We start from the raw sequence: 15,561 nt of genomic DNA on the forward strand, positions 1-15,561 counted from the left end.
CGCCAGCCACGATGGGTGCTATTGGGTTATCTGCAAAAATCCTGCCAACTTTAGGGCGGATTTCATCCCGGCCCCGATCCGGGCCCGTCGCCCCGCTCCGAATGGCGCTAAAATCGCCACCCCGGCGCCGCCCCGGCCGTGCCCGTCCCTTGTTGACCTGCCCCCATGACCCAGTCCTTCCATCGTTACGACGTCATCGTCATCGGCGGTGGCCACGCCGGCACCGAGGCCGCGCTGGCCGCGGCCCGTACCGGCGTGCGCACCCTGCTGCTGACCCACAACATCGAAACCGTGGGCGCGATGAGCTGCAACCCGGCCATCGGCGGCATCGGCAAGGGCCACCTGGTCAAGGAAATCGATGCCCTCGGCGGTGCGATGGCGCATGCCGCCGACCGCGCCGGCATCCAGTGGCGCACGCTCAACGCCTCCAAGGGCCCGGCCGTGCGCGCGACCCGCTGCCAGGCCGACCGCAACCTGTACCGCATGGCGATCCGTGCCATCGTCGAAGGCCAGGCCAACCTGACCGTGTTCCAGGCCGCCGTCGATGACCTGGTCATCGAAGGCGACGCCGTGCGCGGGGTCATCACCCAGACCGGCCTGCGCTTCGACGCCGAGGCCGTGGTGCTGACCGCCGGCACCTTCCTGGCCGGCAAGATCCACGTCGGCCCGACCCAGTACGCCGCCGGCCGCATGGGCGACCCGCCGGCGACCACGCTGGCCGCGCGCCTGCGCGAGCGTCCGTTCCAGGTCGACCGCCTGAAGACCGGCACGCCGCCGCGCATCGATGGCCGCTCGCTGGATTACAGCGTGATGGACGAGCAGCCCGGCGACACGCCGCGCCCGGTGATGTCCTTCCTCGGCTCGGTGGACGAGCATCCGCAGCAGGTCAGCTGCTGGATCACCCACACCACCGAACAGACCCACCAGATCATCCGCGACGCCCTGCACCGTTCACCGCTGTACAGCGGCCAGATCGAGGGCATCGGCCCGCGCTACTGCCCGTCCATCGAGGACAAGGTGGTGCGCTTCGCCGAGAAGGCCAGCCACCAGATCTTCGTCGAGCCTGAGGGCCTGGGCATCGTCGAGATCTACCCCAACGGCATCTCCACCTCGCTGCCGTTCGACGTGCAGCTGGAGATGGTGCGCAGCATCCGCGGTTTCCAGAACGCGCACATCACCCGCCCCGGCTACGCCATCGAGTACGACTTCTTCGATCCGCGCGGGCTGAAGGCTTCGCTGGAAACCAAGCTGGTCAACGGCCTGTTCTTCGCTGGCCAGATCAACGGCACCACCGGTTACGAAGAAGCGGCCGCACAGGGCCTGCTGGCTGGCCTCAACGCTGCGCGCCAGGTACGCGGGCTGGACGGCTGGTGCCCGCGCCGCGACGAAGCGTACCTGGGCGTGCTGGTGGATGACCTGATCACCCACGGCACCAACGAGCCATACCGCATGTTCACCAGCCGCGCCGAATACCGCCTGCAGCTGCGCGAGGACAACGCCGACCAGCGCCTGACCCCGGCCGGCCGCGAAATGGGCCTGGTCGATGACCGCCGCTGGAGCGCCTTCGAGACCAAGCAGGCCGCGGTGGCCGCCGAGCGCGCGCGCTTGGGTGCACTGTGGGCGACCCCGGCCAATGCGCTGGGCCGCGAAGTGCAGGAAACCCTGGGCGTGGCGGTCAGCCGCGAAACCAACGTGCTGGACCTGATCAAGCGCCCGGAACTGGACTACGCGCAGCTGATGCAGGTGCCGTCGCTGGGCCCGGCCGTGGCCGATGGCAAGGTGGCCGAGCAGGTCGAGATCGGCGTGAAGTACGCCGGCTACCTGGACCGCCAGCGCGACGAGATCGAACGCCAGCAGCGCCACGAAGCGACGCCGATCGCCGAAGGCTTCGACTACGCCGGCGTGCGTGGGTTGTCGGCCGAAGTGCTGCAGAAGCTGGAACGCGTGCGCCCGCAGACCATCGGCCAGGCACAGCGCATTCCCGGCATGACCCCGGCCGCGATCTCGCTGCTGCTGGTGCACCTGGAACGCGCCCGCCGCGGCCGCGTGGCGTAACGCGCATCTGCGCAGACGTCATCCACGCATGGCGTGGATCTACTGCAATGGTGTCGACCTTGGTCGACACGCATGCATGGGCCACGCGTGCGCTACAGTCGAGCACGCTCGACTCTACGAATCCGCACTGCATGGACGACATCCACCCGATCGCGCCGGACAAGCGCGCCGCCATCCTCGCCACCCTGGCCGACCTCGAACGCACGCACGATGTGCGCGTGCTGCTGGCCTGCGAATCCGGCAGCCGCGGCTGGGGGTTTTCCTCGCCGGACAGTGATTACGACGCGCGCTTCATCTACGTGCATCGCCAACCGTGGTACTTGAGCGTCAACGAGGCCACCGGCCCCGGTGAAGCGCAGCGCGATGTGATCGAGCTGCCGATCGATGACGAGCTGGATGTCAGTGGCTGGGACCTGCGCAAGGCGCTGCGGCTGGTGTCCAAGTCCAACCCGACGCTGATCGAGTGGCTGCGCTCGCCGATCATCTACCAGCACGATGCCAAGGCCGTTGCCTGCCTGTGGGAGGCCGCCGAGCGCTTCTACTCGCCGCTGGGCACGTGGTGGCACTACTTCAACATGGCGCGTTCCAACCATCGCGGCTACCTGCGCGGCGAAACCGTGCGTACCAAGAAGTACCTGTACGTGCTGCGCCCGCTGCTGGCCTGCCAATGGATCGAGCACGAACGCACGCCGCCGCCGATGGCCTTCGAAGACCTGCTGGAGCGCCTGCTGCCGCAGGGTGCGGTGCGCGAGGCCATCGACGCGCTGCTGGTGGTCAAGCGTGCCAGTGCCGAGGTCGCCGCCGGCCCGCGTATCGCGGCCATCAGCGACTACATCGACGCCAGCCTGGCCGAGCGCGCCGAGGGGCCGCAGCTGCCTGCAGGGCACGGCGACGCCGCCTGGCTGGACGGCCTGTTCCGGCAGATGCTGGCGACGCACGCGCCGGCATAGGCGGTAGCGCCGGGCCATGCCCGGCGAGCGCAGCGGCACGCGAACAGCCGCCGGGCATGGCCCGGCGCTACCGATGCCTCTGCCGCGTATCATCGTCGTGTTTGCCCCACCTGGAGACAGCGATGAACCCCCTGCGCCCCTTCCGCGACAAGATGCCCGTCCTCGGCCAGCGCGTGTACGTCGACCCGGCCTGCACCCTCATCGGTGACGTCGAGCTGGCCGACGATGTCTCCATCTGGCCGGGCACGGTCATCCGCGGCGACGTCAACCATGTCCGCATCGGCGCGCGCACCAACGTGCAGGACGGCACCATCATCCACGTCAGCCACCACAGCCCGTACAACAAGGCCGGCTACCCGACCCTGATCGGCGAAGGCGTGACCGTCGGCCACGGCTGCATCATCCACGCCTGCACCATCGGCGATTACAGCCTGATCGGCATGGGCGCCTGCATCCTGGACGGCGCGCGTGTCGAGCGCCATGCCTTCGTCGGCGCCGGCGCCGTGGTCGGCCCGGGCAAGGTGGTCGGCGAGGGCGAGCTGTGGGTGGGCAACCCGGCGCGTCCGGCACGCACGCTCAGCGACAAGGAGATCGAGTCGCTGCACTATTCGGCCGACCACTACGTGGGGCTGAAGGACGAATACCTGGGCTGAGCCGCTTCGTCGGCCACTGGGCTCTGCTAAAGTCGGGGCCCGACCAGGAACCGTCGAGACCCCCATGCCTGTGGCAGCACGCCGGAGAGGACTCCAGCGCCCACATCCGCGGCCATCGCACTGATGACCGCGCCCATGCTCGATACCTACCGCGAGGTGGTAACGCCGGAAGGCGTGCCGCTGCAGTTGCCCACCGCCGGGCCGATGCCGCGTGCGCTGGCCTGGCTGGTCGACCTGGGCATCCGCTTCGGCGCGCTGGTGCTGCTGTCCATTCCGCTGGCCCTGCTCGATGAGTTTGGCCGCGGCATCTACATGGCCGCGATGTTCCTGCTGATGTGGGCCTACCCCATCGTCTGCGAGGCGCTGTGGGGCCGCACCCTGGGCAAGCGTGCACTCGGCCTGCGCGTGCTGTCGCGCGATGGCGCACCGGTGGGCTGGATGGCCTCGATCACCCGCAACCTGCTGCGCACCGTGGACATGCTGCCGTTCGGTTATGCCCTGGGCCTGCTCAGCAGCCTGTTCGATCCCTACGGGCGCCGCCTCGGCGACCTGGTGGCCGGCACCGTGGTGGTGCACGAGCCGATGCATTACCTGTCGCCTCCGGCCACCATCGACAGCGTGCTGGTGCCGTCGCAGCCGCTGCGCCCGCAGGAACAGGCCGCCGTCCTCGCCTTTGCCGAACGCGCGCCGCGCCTGTCACCGGGCCGCCAGCAGGAACTGGCGGGTATCGCCGAACCGCTGACCGGTGCATCCGGCCAGGTGGGCGTGCTGCGCCTGTATGCGATGGCCAACTGGCTGCTGGGCCGCCGATGAAGCAGGAACAGTTCGTCGCCCGCCACCAGCACGAATGGCAGCAGCTGGAGCTCTGGCTGCAGCAGCGTGCGGGCGCTTCGCGTCGCAGGCGGCGCAGGCCCGAAGCCGCTGATCCGGGTGACGTCGCCTTCGCCCAGCGCTACCGCCGCCTGTGCCAGCAGCTGGCGCTGGCCCGCGAACGCGGCTACAGCCCGCAGCTGGTGCAGCGCCTGCAGCAGCTGATGCAGCAGGGCCACAGTGTGCTGTACCGCACGCCGCCGGTGCGCTGGCGGCGGGCACTGGAATTCCTGGTGGCCGACTTCCCGATGCTGGTGCGCAGCCAGGCCCGCAGCATGTGGGTGGCACTGGCGATGTTCGCGGTGCCGGCGCTGGCCTGCTTCGCCGTGGTGCAGCTGTACCCGGACAGCGTGCATCTGCTGATGGACAACAGCCAGATCGCCGAGATGGAACGCATGTACGACCCGGCCGCGGACCGGCTGGGGCGTGACAGCGGCACCGACTGGATGATGTTCGGCTACTACATCATGAACAACATCAGCATCGCCCTGCGCACCTTCGCCAGCGGCCTGCTGGCCGGGCTGGGCACGCTGCTGGTGCTGCTGTTCAACGGCGTCATCATGGGCGCGGTGGCGGGCCACCTGCAGCAGATCGGCCATGGCGATCCGTTCTGGCGCTTCGTGGTCGGCCATGCCGCCTTCGAACTGACCGGCATCGTGATCGCCGGCGGTGCCGGCCTGCAGCTGGGCATGAAACTGCTGGCGCCCGGCCGCCGCCGCCGCATCGACGCGCTGGTGGAAGGCGGCCGCATCGGCGCCCGCCTGTGCCTGGGCGTGGCCTTCATGCTGCTGCTGGCGGCCTTCGTGGAAGCGTTCTGGTCGTCGATCGCGCAGATCCCGGCCTGGGCCAAGTACAGCGTGGCTGGCGTGTTGTGGGCCGGCGTGCTGCTGTGGCTGTGGCGCGGCGGTCGCGGGGGTGAACGTGCGGATTGACCACCTCGACGTGGCCCTGCGTGCGCGCAGCGGCTGGGAAGCGATGGAACTGGGCACCGCCCTCGCCCGCCGCCATGCGCGCGCGGTGTGGGGCAGCTGGCTGCTGGCCAGTGCGCCGTTGTTCGTGCTGTTCAATGCGCTGGCCTGGTGGCTGGACGGCTTCGCCTGGGCATCGCTGGCGATGTGGTGGTGCAAGCCGCTGTTCGAACGCGCGCCGCTGTACGTGCTCTCACGCGGCATCTTCGGCGAGACGGTCGGCGCGCGTGCGGCACTGGCCGCGCAACGGCACTGGGGCGGCACCGGTTTCTGGGGCTACCTCGGCTGGCGCCGTTTCAGCCTGCTGCGCAGCCTGTGCCTGCCGGTCAACCTGCTGGAAGGCAACGCGCCCGCACAGCGCGGCCCACGCCGGCGCGCGGTGGCCGCCGGCGCCGCTGGGCCGGCAATCCTGCTGGCGCTGATCTGCCTCGGCTTCGAGCTGGTGCTGGTGCTGGGCGCGATCGCAGCGGTCTTCATGTTCATTCCGCTGGAACTGCTGCCCGACTCGTGGCGCGCGGCCTGGGCGATGATCAGCGTCGAGACCCCGCCGTGGGCGGACCTGCTGCTGAACCTGCTGAGCTGGCTGGCCGCCACCCTGATCGGCCCGTTCTATGTCGGTGCGGGCTTCGGCCTGTACCTCAACCGGCGCACGCAGATGGAAGCGTGGGACGTGGAGATCGCCCTGCGCCGCCTGCGCGAACGGCTGCTGCCGGCGGCATCGACGCTGGCCCTGCTGCTGTGCCTGGCGCTGCCGCTGGCCCCCGCCCACGCGCAGGACGCCGATGCGGACACTGCCCACCAGGTCGCCGACGAAGCCCGGGCGGCCGGACAGACCGACGCGGATGAAGACGACGGCGAGGACGACGGCGAAGAAGCCAACGCCGCCAATGATCCGGCCAATGCCGCTGCCGGCATCTTCGGCGAGCAGCCGGTGGACACCGCCGGTTTCCGCCAGGCGGTGAACCGTGCCTACGAGGATCCGCTGCAGCGGCCGGTCCGCCAGGTCACCGAGTGGAAGCCGATCGACGACACCACGGCGGAAAAGAAGGCCGAAAAGAAAGACACCAGGGACGACAAGGCCGGCCAGAAACATGGCGAACGCAACCGCGGCCTGAAGCTGCTGGCGCGGGTGGCCGAATGGGGCCTGTGGGCACTGCTCGGCGTGGTGGTGCTGGTGCTGCTGCTGACCGCGCGCCTGTGGTGGCCGTGGCTGCGCGGCGCCGGCCGGCGCACGCCGAAGGACGCACCGCGCGTGCAGGTAGAGGCCGTGGAACTGCCGGTGGTGCTGCCGCCGGACGTGGCCACGCAGGCCGGCCTGCTGTGGGACCAGGGACGCCCGCGCCAGGCCCTGGCCCTGCTTTACCGCGCAAGCGTGCGCACCCTGGTCGAGCGCACCGGTACTGCATTGCCGCCCGGCGCCACCGAAGCGCAGTGCCTGCGTGCTTCGCGGCGCATGCCGCAGCCGGCCGACCGCGACCTGTTCGCGCGCATCGTGCGCATGTGGCAGTACGCCGCGTACGGCGGCCGCCTGCCCACGCGCGATGAGTTCGATGGCCTGGCCGCGACCCTGCGCCAGCAGTTCGGGTGGAAGGCATGAGCCCGCGCGCGTTCTGGGCCCTGCTGCTCGGCCTGCTGGTGCTGCTGGGCGTGCCGTTGACCATCCTGTTCCTGCGCACGCACGAAAAGGTCACCGAGACCGTGGTGCTGCCGCCGCGCGGCGAAGCCAGCTACAACCCGCTGTACGTGCTGGGGCAGGCGCTGCGTGCCGACGGCATCGAGGTGCAGTCGCGGCAACGCCTGCAGCTGGCGAGGATGGCCCTGGCCGACACCGATACCGTGGTGCTGCTGCAGGACACCCGCGAGATGCCGCCGGGCACCGCGCAGGCACTGCTGGACTGGGTCGCCCGCGGTGGTCACCTGCTGCTGCGCACGCAGCCGCCGGGCGAGGACAAGACCAGCACCACGCAGGGACCGCTGCTGGACCGCATCGGCGTGGAAAGCCTGTTCCATGGCAAGGACTGCCAGCCGTTCCATGTGGTGGATGATCCCAACCACGTCGAGTTCTGCAACGGCCGCCGCTTCAGCCTCGGCTTCCGGGCCAGCGCCGACGCCGAGCGTCGCTGGGGCAACGAGGAGGGGCTGGCCTTCGCCCGCCTGCGCCACGGCAAGGGCCGCATCGATGTGCTGGCCGACATGGATTTCATGCGCGGCGCTGGCGCCACCCCGCTGCCACGCAAGGGCGCGACGGCCAAGAGCGCACCGCAGCGCGGTGGCCTGCACGATCTTTCCCACCGCGACCTGACCCGCCACCTGCTGGATCCCAACTACGGGCGCGGCACGGTGTGGCTGGTGTACGGCAGCCGCCCGCCGACGCTGCTGGCGCGCATCGTGCTGCAGGGCTGGCCGGTGTGGATCCCGCTGCTGCTGGCCATGCTGGGCTGGCTGTGGACGCGCGCGCAGCGGCTGGGCAGCGTGCTGCCTTCGCCGGTGGTCGAGCGCCGTTCGCTGCTGGAACACGTGCGCGCCAGTGGCGAGCTGCTGCTGCGCTTCGGCCAGGGCGCGCAGCTGTACAACGCAGTGCAGGCGCTGTTCCTGCATCGCCTGCGCCTGCGCGCCCCGGTAGCGGCCGCGCTGGATGGCGCTGCCCGCGACCAGGCCATCGCCGAGGTGCTGCAGTGGCCCGCCAGCCGCGTGGCCACCGCCCTCACCGCTCCTTCGCCGCACGATTCCTCCGCCCTGCGCGAGCGCATCCGCTTGCTGCTCCAGATGAGATCCCTGCTATGACCGATGCCCCTGAGCTTCCGGCGGCCGCTGCCGCCCGCCTGATCGAACGCGTCGATGCCATCCGCGATGCCGTCGGCCGCGCCTTCATCGGCCAGGCCGACGTGCTCGACCAGATCATGGTGGCGCTGCTGGCCGGCGGCCACGTGCTCATCGAAGGCGTGCCCGGGCTGGGCAAGACCCTGCTGGTGCGTGCGCTGGCACAGGCCATGGAGCTGGACTACGGGCGCGTGCAGTTCACCCCCGACCTGATGCCCAGCGACGTCAGCGGCCATGCGGTGTACGACCCGAAGAGCGAGAGCTTCAAGATCCGCCGCGGCCCGGTGTTCACCAACCTGCTGCTGGCCGACGAGATCAACCGTGCCCCGGCCAAGACCCAGTCGGCCCTGCTGGAAGTGATGCAGGAAGGCCAGGTGACCATCGAAGGCAAGGCCTTCACCCTGGCGCCGCCGTTCATGGCCCTGGCCACGCAGAACCCGCTGGAACAGGAAGGCACCTACCCGCTGCCGGAAGCGCAGCTGGACCGCTTCCTGCTGAAGGTGCTGATCGACTACCCGCAGCTGGAAGACGAGAAGCACATGGTCACGGCCATCACCCGTGGCCGCGCCGCCAGCGATTTCGACCTCAGCCAGGTGCCGCGCGTGCTCGGCGCCGGCGAACTGCTGGCGCTGCAGCAGGCCACCGCCGCCATCACCGTCGATGACGAAGTGATCGACTACGCGGTGCGCATCGTGGCCGCCACCCGTTCCTGGCCGGGCATCGCCGTCGGCGCCGGCCCGCGCGGCAGCATCGCGCTGGTGCGTGCCGCGCGTGCGCAGGCAGTGCTGGCCGGTCGTGATTTCGTCACCCCCGACGACGTGCGTGACATTGCCCGGCCGGCACTGCGCCACCGCATCGCGCTGGCGCCGGAGCTGCAGATCGAAGGCCAGGGCCCGGACGACGTGCTCGGTGCCCTGCTGGCCAAGGTGGAAGCGCCGCGCCGATGAGGCCTGCGCCGCTGCTGCTGGTCCTGCTGGCTGCCTGGGCCGCGCTGGGCGGCGTGGTGCTGGCCGGCCTGCTGCCGCACTGGAGCTGGGCCGTGGCCGGTGCGTTGGTGGCCGCGCTGGCACTGGCCGATCTGTGGCGGCAGTGGCGACGTGCATCGCCGCAGGTACAGCGCCAGGTGCCCGAGGCGCTGGCACTGGGCGTGCGCCGCGAGATCGGCCTGCGCTTGTTCGCCGAGCAGCCGATGCGGGTGCAGGTGTTCGATCGCGTGCCCGGCGGCTGGCCGCTGGAAGGGTTGCCGCAGCGCTTGCAGCTGCGCGCCGGCCACGCCAGCACCCTGCACTACCAGGTGCAGCCGCAGCAGCGCGGGCGCTTCCAGTTCGACGGCGTGGACGTACGCATCCGCTCGCCGTGGCGGCTGTGGTGGCAGCAGCGCACGCTGCCGCCGGTGCTGGACGTGCGGGTCTATCCCAACTTCGTGCCGCTCACCCGCTTCGCGTTGTTCAGTGCCGACCAGGCCTCGCGCCTGGTGGGCGCACACGTGAAGCGCCGCCGTGGTGAAGGCACCGACTTCCATCAGATGCGCGAGTACCGCGTCGGTGACAGCCTGCGCCAGCTGGACTGGAAGGCCACCGCCCGCGCGCGCAAGCTGATCTCGCGCGAATACCAGGACGAGAAGAACCAGCAGCTGCTGCTGATGCTCGACAGCGGCCGGCGCATGCTGGCCAGCGAAGGCGGCCTCTCGCACTTCGACCATGCCTTGAACGCGTCGCTGGTGGTGGCCTACCTGGCCCTGCGCCAGGGCGATGCCGCCGGCCTGTTCGCGGTGGGTGGCGAACGCCGCTGGGTGGCGCCGCAGCGTGGCATGGGCACGGTGGAACACCTGCTGCGCGCCAGCTACGACCTGCAGCCGCAGGCCGTGGCCACCGACTACCTGGCGGCCGCCACCGAAGTCTCGCTGCGGCAGCGCCGGCGTGCGCTGGTGATGCTGGTCAGCAACGTGCGCGACGAAGACATCGAAGACCTGCTGGCCGCCGTGCGCCTGCTGCAGCGCCGCCACTTGGTGTGCGTGGCCAGCCTGCGCGAACGCGAACTGGATACCGCGCTGGAGGGCGAGGTGCACACGCTGGAAGACGCCGCCCAGGCAGGTGCCGCCGCGCTGTACCTGCAGCAGCGCGCGAAGGCGCATGAAGCGCTGCGCAGCGAGAAGGTGATGGTGCTGGACGTGACCGCCGACGCCCTGCCTGCCGCGCTGGTGGAACGGTATCTGGCAGTGAAGCGCGAAGGGCTGCTGTAACCGGTAGCGCCGGGCCATGCCCGGCGGATGGGGAACCACCGATGCGCTCGCCGGGCATGGCCCGGCGCTACCGTCGCACCGCCCTGGTTCGCGAACGCTCTGGTAGGTGCCAACCTTGGTTGGCACGAAACCCAAGGCAAACAGCTGCCGGCCAGCGGCCGGCACTACCCCCTGCAGCAACCACCGCACTGCTCTGGTAGGTGCCAACCTTGGTTGGCACGAAACCCACGGCGCCGGTTACGCGGCCGCCAGCAACTGCCGCTGCAACCGCTCCACCGCTCGCTGCAGCAGCACGCGGTTGCGGGCCAGCTTCATCCACTGCGGCAGGCGCGAGAACATCGAGGCGTTGTGCACGCCACCATGCTCGCGCAGTGCCGACGTCGCGTAGTCATGCAGCACCTGCAGGTGCTCGGCGTTGTAGGCCCACAGCAGACCCGCACGGGTCGGCTCGACCAACCGCAGCGGCAACCCGAAATGCGGATCTGCCGGCTCGGCATCGCGCAACGGGCAGACGCTGACCTTCACTTCGCTGGTGCGCCCGCACTGCGCGCACTTGGCCGGCAGTACCTCGGGCACGGCCGTGGAGGCCGACGGTCGATGCTGGTGCACGCACACCCACTGGTGACCGCAATAACCGCACGGGCGGCGGCCATCAATGCGCACCGCGCCCACCCAGGCGCCGCTGTCCAGCGCCACGCTGCAGCCGGTGCAACGGAAGCGCGCCGTCCAGCGGTGAGGCTGCCAGCTGGCGACCACCCAGCCCGGCGTGTCACAGCGATGGCAGCGCACCGCCACGCGCCCGGCGAAGGCGTGCAGCGTGCGGCCATCATCGAAGTGCCGCCCCGGCACCGGCGTCGTTCGCCCGCGCCGGCCCAAGGGCCGCCGCACCGCCATCAGACGTAGATCCGCGTCGGCGCCTCGTCCACGATCGCATGCGGCACGAAGCGCGCACTGTCGCGGGTGATCGCGCTGTCGTCCTCGCGGATGCCGATGCCGCAGGCATGGTCACCGATCACCCAGCTGCCGATCAGCGGGTAACCGCCTTCGAAGCGGGTGAGCGGGTGCGCACGCTGGATGATCGCCGGGCCTTCGTACGGGCCGTCGCTGCGCTGGGTGCTGCCATCGGCCAGGTGCATCTCGATGTTGGCACCTTCGCGCGAGAACAGCGGCTTGCGCACCCAGCCCGAGGCCAGCGCGCTGCCATCATCGAAGTGCGCTTCCAGCAGGTTCGGGTGGCCGACGTTGCGCTGCCACAGCAGCGGCAGGATGCCCTTGTTGCTCAGCACCGCCTTCCACGCCGGCTCCAGCAGCTGGATGCCCGAACCGGGCAGCGCGCGGCCGAATTCCTCGGCCATCAGGTCTTCCAGCGGGTACAGCTTGAACAGCGTGCCGATCACCGTGTCGTCCAGCGCGGTGAAGCGACCGTCCTCGGACAGGCCGATATCCTCGATGGCGATGGCCTCGCCCTGCAGGCCGGCCTGGGCCGCGCAGTCACGCAGGTAGTCGACCGTGCCGCGGTCCTCGTCCGAACTGCCGACGGCGCTGAAGTACAGCGGCGGCGGCAGGCGCGCGGCGAGCTCGCCGAAGCGCTCGACCAAGGCCTCGTGCATGCCGTTGAACTGGTCGGCGTGCTGCGGCAGGCGGCCGGCGTTGCGCTGGTCCTCCAGCCACTGCCACTGGAAGAAGCTGGCCTCGAACAGCGAGGTCGGCGTGTCGTAATTCAGTTCGTACAGCTTGGCCGGACCGGTGCCGTCGTAGGCCAGGTCCAGGCGCCCGTACAGATGCGGCTGGCGCTGGCGCCAGCTCTCGGCGATCCAGTCGCGGTAATGCGCGGGGATCGCTAGCTGGTCCATCAGGCGCTCGCTGGCGATGACATCGCCAACCAGGTCCAGCGCCATCTGGTGCAGCTCGGCGCTGGGGTCTTCGATGTCCACTTCAATCTGGCGCAGGGTGAAGGCGTAGTACGCGCTTTCATCCCAGTACGGCTGGCCGTCGATGGTGTGGAAGCGGAAACCGGCTTCCTCCGCGCGCGCCCGCCAGTGGGCGCGCTCGGCAATGCGAATTCGCTGCATGGGTCGATCAGCCGCCGAAGCTGCCGCCGCTGCGGCGGGCGCTGGTGCTGCCGAAGCCGCTGCGGCTGGCGGTGACGGCGCGGTTCGGCTCGCTGCTGACCGGGGCCAGGCCGGCCTTGCCGGCGCCGATGCCGCTGGCGGTGTTCATGCCACCGGTGCCGCCCGGGGCCGGGCGCGCCCAGCCGGCGTTCTTGTCCTGGTAGGCCGGGGCCGACGCCGGCGCCTGCGGGGCCAGGCCGCCGCGGTTGCTCAGCATCTGCGACATGAAGAAGCCCATCATCATCGGGCCGATGAACGAGGTACCGGCCGAGGTGTGCTGCTGCACGCACTGCTCGGGCTTGTAGTCCTGTTCGCAGGCTTCCTTGCTGGCGTACTTCGGCGCCGCATCGGCGGCCTTCTGCTGCGCCTCGGCAAAGGCGTTGCGGCACGAGGACGGATCGCCCGTCGCCTCGGTGCACGCCTGCACGGAGGTGTACAGGCCTTCCTGCACCTGCACCTGCTCTTCCTTCTGGCAGGCGGTGAACAGCAGGGGTGCAGCGCTCATCAGCAGCAGCGCGGTGGTGCGGGAACGCTTCATGGCGTCATGCCTCGGAATCGGATCAATTCCCCCAATGATGCCAAATCCGCACCAACAACCGGAATCGGCAAAGTGGGAAAGATGAACGGAATTTCATTTTCGTCAGCCTGATCGCGAACCTGGGGTCAGAGCCCGTTGCGCAGCAACGGGATCCGACCCCGTCAGGTCGCGGCCAACTGTCGGAGGCGGGGTGGGTCCGGTGGCAGGGGTGTGAGCCGCATGGATGCGGCGACCAAGCCCCCATGGACGGGTTCACGGCGTCCCCTGCCACCGGACCCACCCCGCCATCCCACGGTAAGCCAGCTTTTGCCGTTGACGTTGCCGTTGATTCGGCAGGTGCAGGGCTGCAAGCCCTGCCGGGCCACCTTCGGTGGTTGCAGCAGCAACCGAAAAAATTGTCCATGATCGAGCGACCCCCACGTTGTACGGCCCGCCCGTTCCGCCAGCCATGCCTGAATACCGCTCCCGCACCTCCACCGCCGGCCGCAACATGGCCGGCGCCCGCGCCCTGTGGCGCGCCACCGGCATGAAGGACGGCGACTTCCACAAGCCGATCATCGCCATCGCCAACTCCTTCACCCAGTTCGTGCCCGGCCACGTGCACCTGAAGGACCTCGGCCAACTGGTCGCGCGCGAGATCGAGAAGGTCGGCGGCGTCGCCAAGGAATTCAACACGATCGCCGTCGACGACGGCATCGCCATGGGCCACGACGGCATGCTGTACTCGCTGCCCAGCCGCGAGATCATCGCCGACTCGGTCGAGTACATGGTCAACGCGCACTGCGCCGACGCGCTGGTGTGCATTTCCAACTGCGACAAGATCACCCCCGGCATGCTGATGGCCGCACTGCGCCTCAACATCCCGGTGGTGTTCGTCTCCGGCGGCCCGATGGAAGCGGGCAAAACCAAGCTGTCCGAGCACAAGCTGGACCTGGTCGATGCGATGGTCATCGCCGCCGACGAAAGCGCCAGCGATGAAAAGGTGGCCGAATTCGAGCGCAGCGCGTGCCCGACCTGCGGTTCCTGCTCGGGCATGTTCACCGCCAACTCGATGAACTGCCTGACCGAAGCGCTGGGCCTGTCACTGCCCGGCAACGGCTCCACCCTGGCCACCCACGCCGACCGCGAGCAGCTGTTCCTGCGCGCCGGCCGCCTGATCGTCGAGCTGTGCCACCGCTGGTACGGCGGCGAAGAAGCAAGCGCGCTGCCGCGCGGCATCGCCACGCAGGCCGCGTTCGCCAACGCGATGACCCTGGACATCGCCATGGGCGGCTCGACCAACACCATCCTGCACCTGCTGGCCGCCGCGCAGGAAGCCGAAGTGGACTTCGACCTGACCCACATCGATGCGCTGTCGCGGCGCGTGCCGCAGCTGTGCAAGGTGGCGCCGAACACGCCCAAGTACCACATGGAAGACGTGCACCGCGCGGGCGGCGTGTATGGCATCCTCGGCGAACTGGCGCGTGGCGGCCTGCTGGATACCCGCGTGCCGACCGTGCACAGCCGCACCCTGGCCGATGCCATCGAGCGCTGGGACGTTGCGGTCAGCGACGAATCCAGCGTGCACGACTTCTTCCGGGCCGGCCCGGCCGGCATTCCCACCCAGGTGGCTTTCAGCCAGGCCACGCGCTGGCCCACGCTGGACGTGGACCGCGCCGAAGGCTGCATCCGCAGCGTCGAACACGCCTACTCGGCCGAAGGCGGCCTGGCCGTGCTGCGCGGCAACCTGGCCGTCGATGGCTGCGTGGTGAAGACCGCCGGCGTGGACGAGTCCATCCACGTGTTCGAAGGCAGCGCGCGCGTGTTCGAGAGCCAGGACGCGGCCGTGGCCGGCATCCTGGCCGATGAAGTGCAGGCGGGCGACGTGGTGGTCATCCGCTACGAAGGCCCGAAGGGCGGCCCGGGCATGCAGGAAATGCTCTACCCCACCAGCTACCTGAAATCAAAGGGGCTGGGCAAGCAGTGCGCGCTGCTGACCGACGGTCGTTTCTCCGGCGGCACCTCGGGCCTGTCGATCGGCCACGTCTCGCCGGAAGCCGCCAGCGGCGGCACCATCGGCCTGGTGGAAGACGGCGACCGCATCCGCATCGACATCCCCGCCCGCCGCATCGACCTGCTGCTGGACGACGCCACCCTGGCCCAGCGCCGCGCCGACGCCGATGCCCGCGGCTGGAAACCGCGTGAGGCCCGCCCGCGCAAGGTCACCAGCGCACTGAAGGCCTACGCCCTGCTGGCGACCAGCGCCGACAAGGGCGCCGTCCGCAATACCGCCCTGCTCGGCGATTGAATCGCCGTGGGGGGGGGGGGGGGGGGGGGGAGGGGAGGGGGCCCCCCCCCCCCCCGGTAGGCCGGCG

Annotated in this window: 13 protein-coding genes; 10 read left to right on the forward strand and 3 right to left on the reverse strand. The window is 69.9% G+C overall.

Annotated features, from left to right (window positions below; translation table 11 throughout):
- Positions 1-165 precede the first annotated feature (165 nt).
- The 9 genes from mnmG to IAE56_RS03890 all read left to right on the forward strand — a co-directional run bounded on the left by mnmG (position 166) and on the right by IAE56_RS03890 (position 10,558).
- A complete protein-coding gene (gene mnmG, locus IAE56_RS03850) occupies positions 166-2,055 on the forward strand; it encodes a tRNA uridine-5-carboxymethylaminomethyl(34) synthesis enzyme MnmG (protein ID WP_108770378.1) in 1,890 nt (629 codons plus the stop codon).
- A gap of 131 nt (positions 2,056-2,186) precedes the next feature.
- Positions 2,187-3,005, forward strand: a complete 819-nt coding sequence (locus IAE56_RS03855) for a nucleotidyltransferase domain-containing protein (RefSeq protein ID WP_200751532.1) — start codon at positions 2,187-2,189, stop codon at positions 3,003-3,005.
- A gap of 122 nt (positions 3,006-3,127) precedes the next feature.
- Positions 3,128-3,658 carry a gamma carbonic anhydrase family protein gene (locus IAE56_RS03860; protein ID WP_200751533.1) on the forward strand — a complete coding sequence of 177 codons (531 nt, stop codon included), beginning with the start codon at positions 3,128-3,130 and terminating at the stop codon, positions 3,656-3,658.
- 123 nt (positions 3,659-3,781) lie between these two features.
- Positions 3,782-4,471, forward strand: coding sequence for an RDD family protein (locus tag IAE56_RS03865; protein ID WP_108770380.1), 690 nt, complete (start codon positions 3,782-3,784; stop codon positions 4,469-4,471).
- Complete coding sequence (locus IAE56_RS03870) at positions 4,468-5,460, forward strand: stage II sporulation protein M (protein WP_200751534.1); 993 nt, start codon at positions 4,468-4,470, stop codon at positions 5,458-5,460. The genes IAE56_RS03865 and IAE56_RS03870 overlap by 4 nt, the downstream gene beginning before the upstream one ends.
- Positions 5,450-7,093, forward strand: coding sequence for a DUF4129 domain-containing protein (locus tag IAE56_RS03875; RefSeq protein ID WP_200751544.1), 1,644 nt, complete (start codon positions 5,450-5,452; stop codon positions 7,091-7,093). Before IAE56_RS03870 ends, IAE56_RS03875 begins: the two co-directional genes overlap by 11 nt.
- The gene (locus IAE56_RS03880) at positions 7,090-8,280 is read left to right on the forward strand and encodes a DUF4350 domain-containing protein (protein ID WP_200751535.1); all 1,191 of its coding nucleotides are present in this window, start codon (positions 7,090-7,092) and stop codon (positions 8,278-8,280) included. Before IAE56_RS03875 ends, IAE56_RS03880 begins: the two co-directional genes overlap by 4 nt.
- Positions 8,277-9,263, forward strand: coding sequence for a MoxR family ATPase (locus IAE56_RS03885; protein ID WP_108770383.1), 987 nt, complete (start codon positions 8,277-8,279; stop codon positions 9,261-9,263). Before IAE56_RS03880 ends, IAE56_RS03885 begins: the two co-directional genes overlap by 4 nt.
- On the forward strand, positions 9,260-10,558 hold the full coding sequence (locus IAE56_RS03890; protein WP_200751536.1) for a DUF58 domain-containing protein: 1,299 nt from the start codon (positions 9,260-9,262) through the stop codon (positions 10,556-10,558). Before IAE56_RS03885 ends, IAE56_RS03890 begins: the two co-directional genes overlap by 4 nt.
- Before the next feature lie 237 nt (positions 10,559-10,795).
- Here IAE56_RS03890 and IAE56_RS03895 read toward each other — a convergent pair whose 3' ends face one another.
- The 3 genes from IAE56_RS03895 to IAE56_RS03905 are packed head-to-tail and all read right to left on the reverse strand — an operon-like array spanning position 10,796 to position 13,207.
- Complete coding sequence (locus IAE56_RS03895) at positions 10,796-11,452, reverse strand: hypothetical protein (RefSeq protein WP_200751537.1); 657 nt, start codon at positions 11,450-11,452, stop codon at positions 10,796-10,798.
- Complete coding sequence (locus tag IAE56_RS03900; RefSeq protein ID WP_200751538.1) at positions 11,452-12,630, reverse strand: glutathionylspermidine synthase family protein; 1,179 nt, start codon at positions 12,628-12,630, stop codon at positions 11,452-11,454. The genes IAE56_RS03895 and IAE56_RS03900 overlap by 1 nt, the downstream gene beginning before the upstream one ends.
- 7 nt (positions 12,631-12,637) lie before the next feature.
- Positions 12,638-13,207 (reverse strand): DUF1190 domain-containing protein, encoded by a 570-nt coding sequence (locus IAE56_RS03905; RefSeq protein ID WP_079224108.1) that lies wholly within the window; start codon positions 13,205-13,207, stop codon positions 12,638-12,640.
- Between the two features lie 448 nt (positions 13,208-13,655).
- Here IAE56_RS03905 and ilvD point away from each other — a divergent pair, with 448 nt between their 5' ends.
- The gene (gene ilvD / locus IAE56_RS03910) at positions 13,656-15,494 is read left to right on the forward strand and encodes a dihydroxy-acid dehydratase (RefSeq protein ID WP_200751539.1); all 1,839 of its coding nucleotides are present in this window, start codon (positions 13,656-13,658) and stop codon (positions 15,492-15,494) included.
- The last annotated feature ends 67 nt before the right edge of the window (positions 15,495-15,561 follow it).

The sequence above is a fragment of the Stenotrophomonas sp. S41 genome, from assembly GCF_016624625.1.
Taxonomy (GTDB): domain Bacteria; phylum Pseudomonadota; class Gammaproteobacteria; order Xanthomonadales; family Xanthomonadaceae; genus Stenotrophomonas.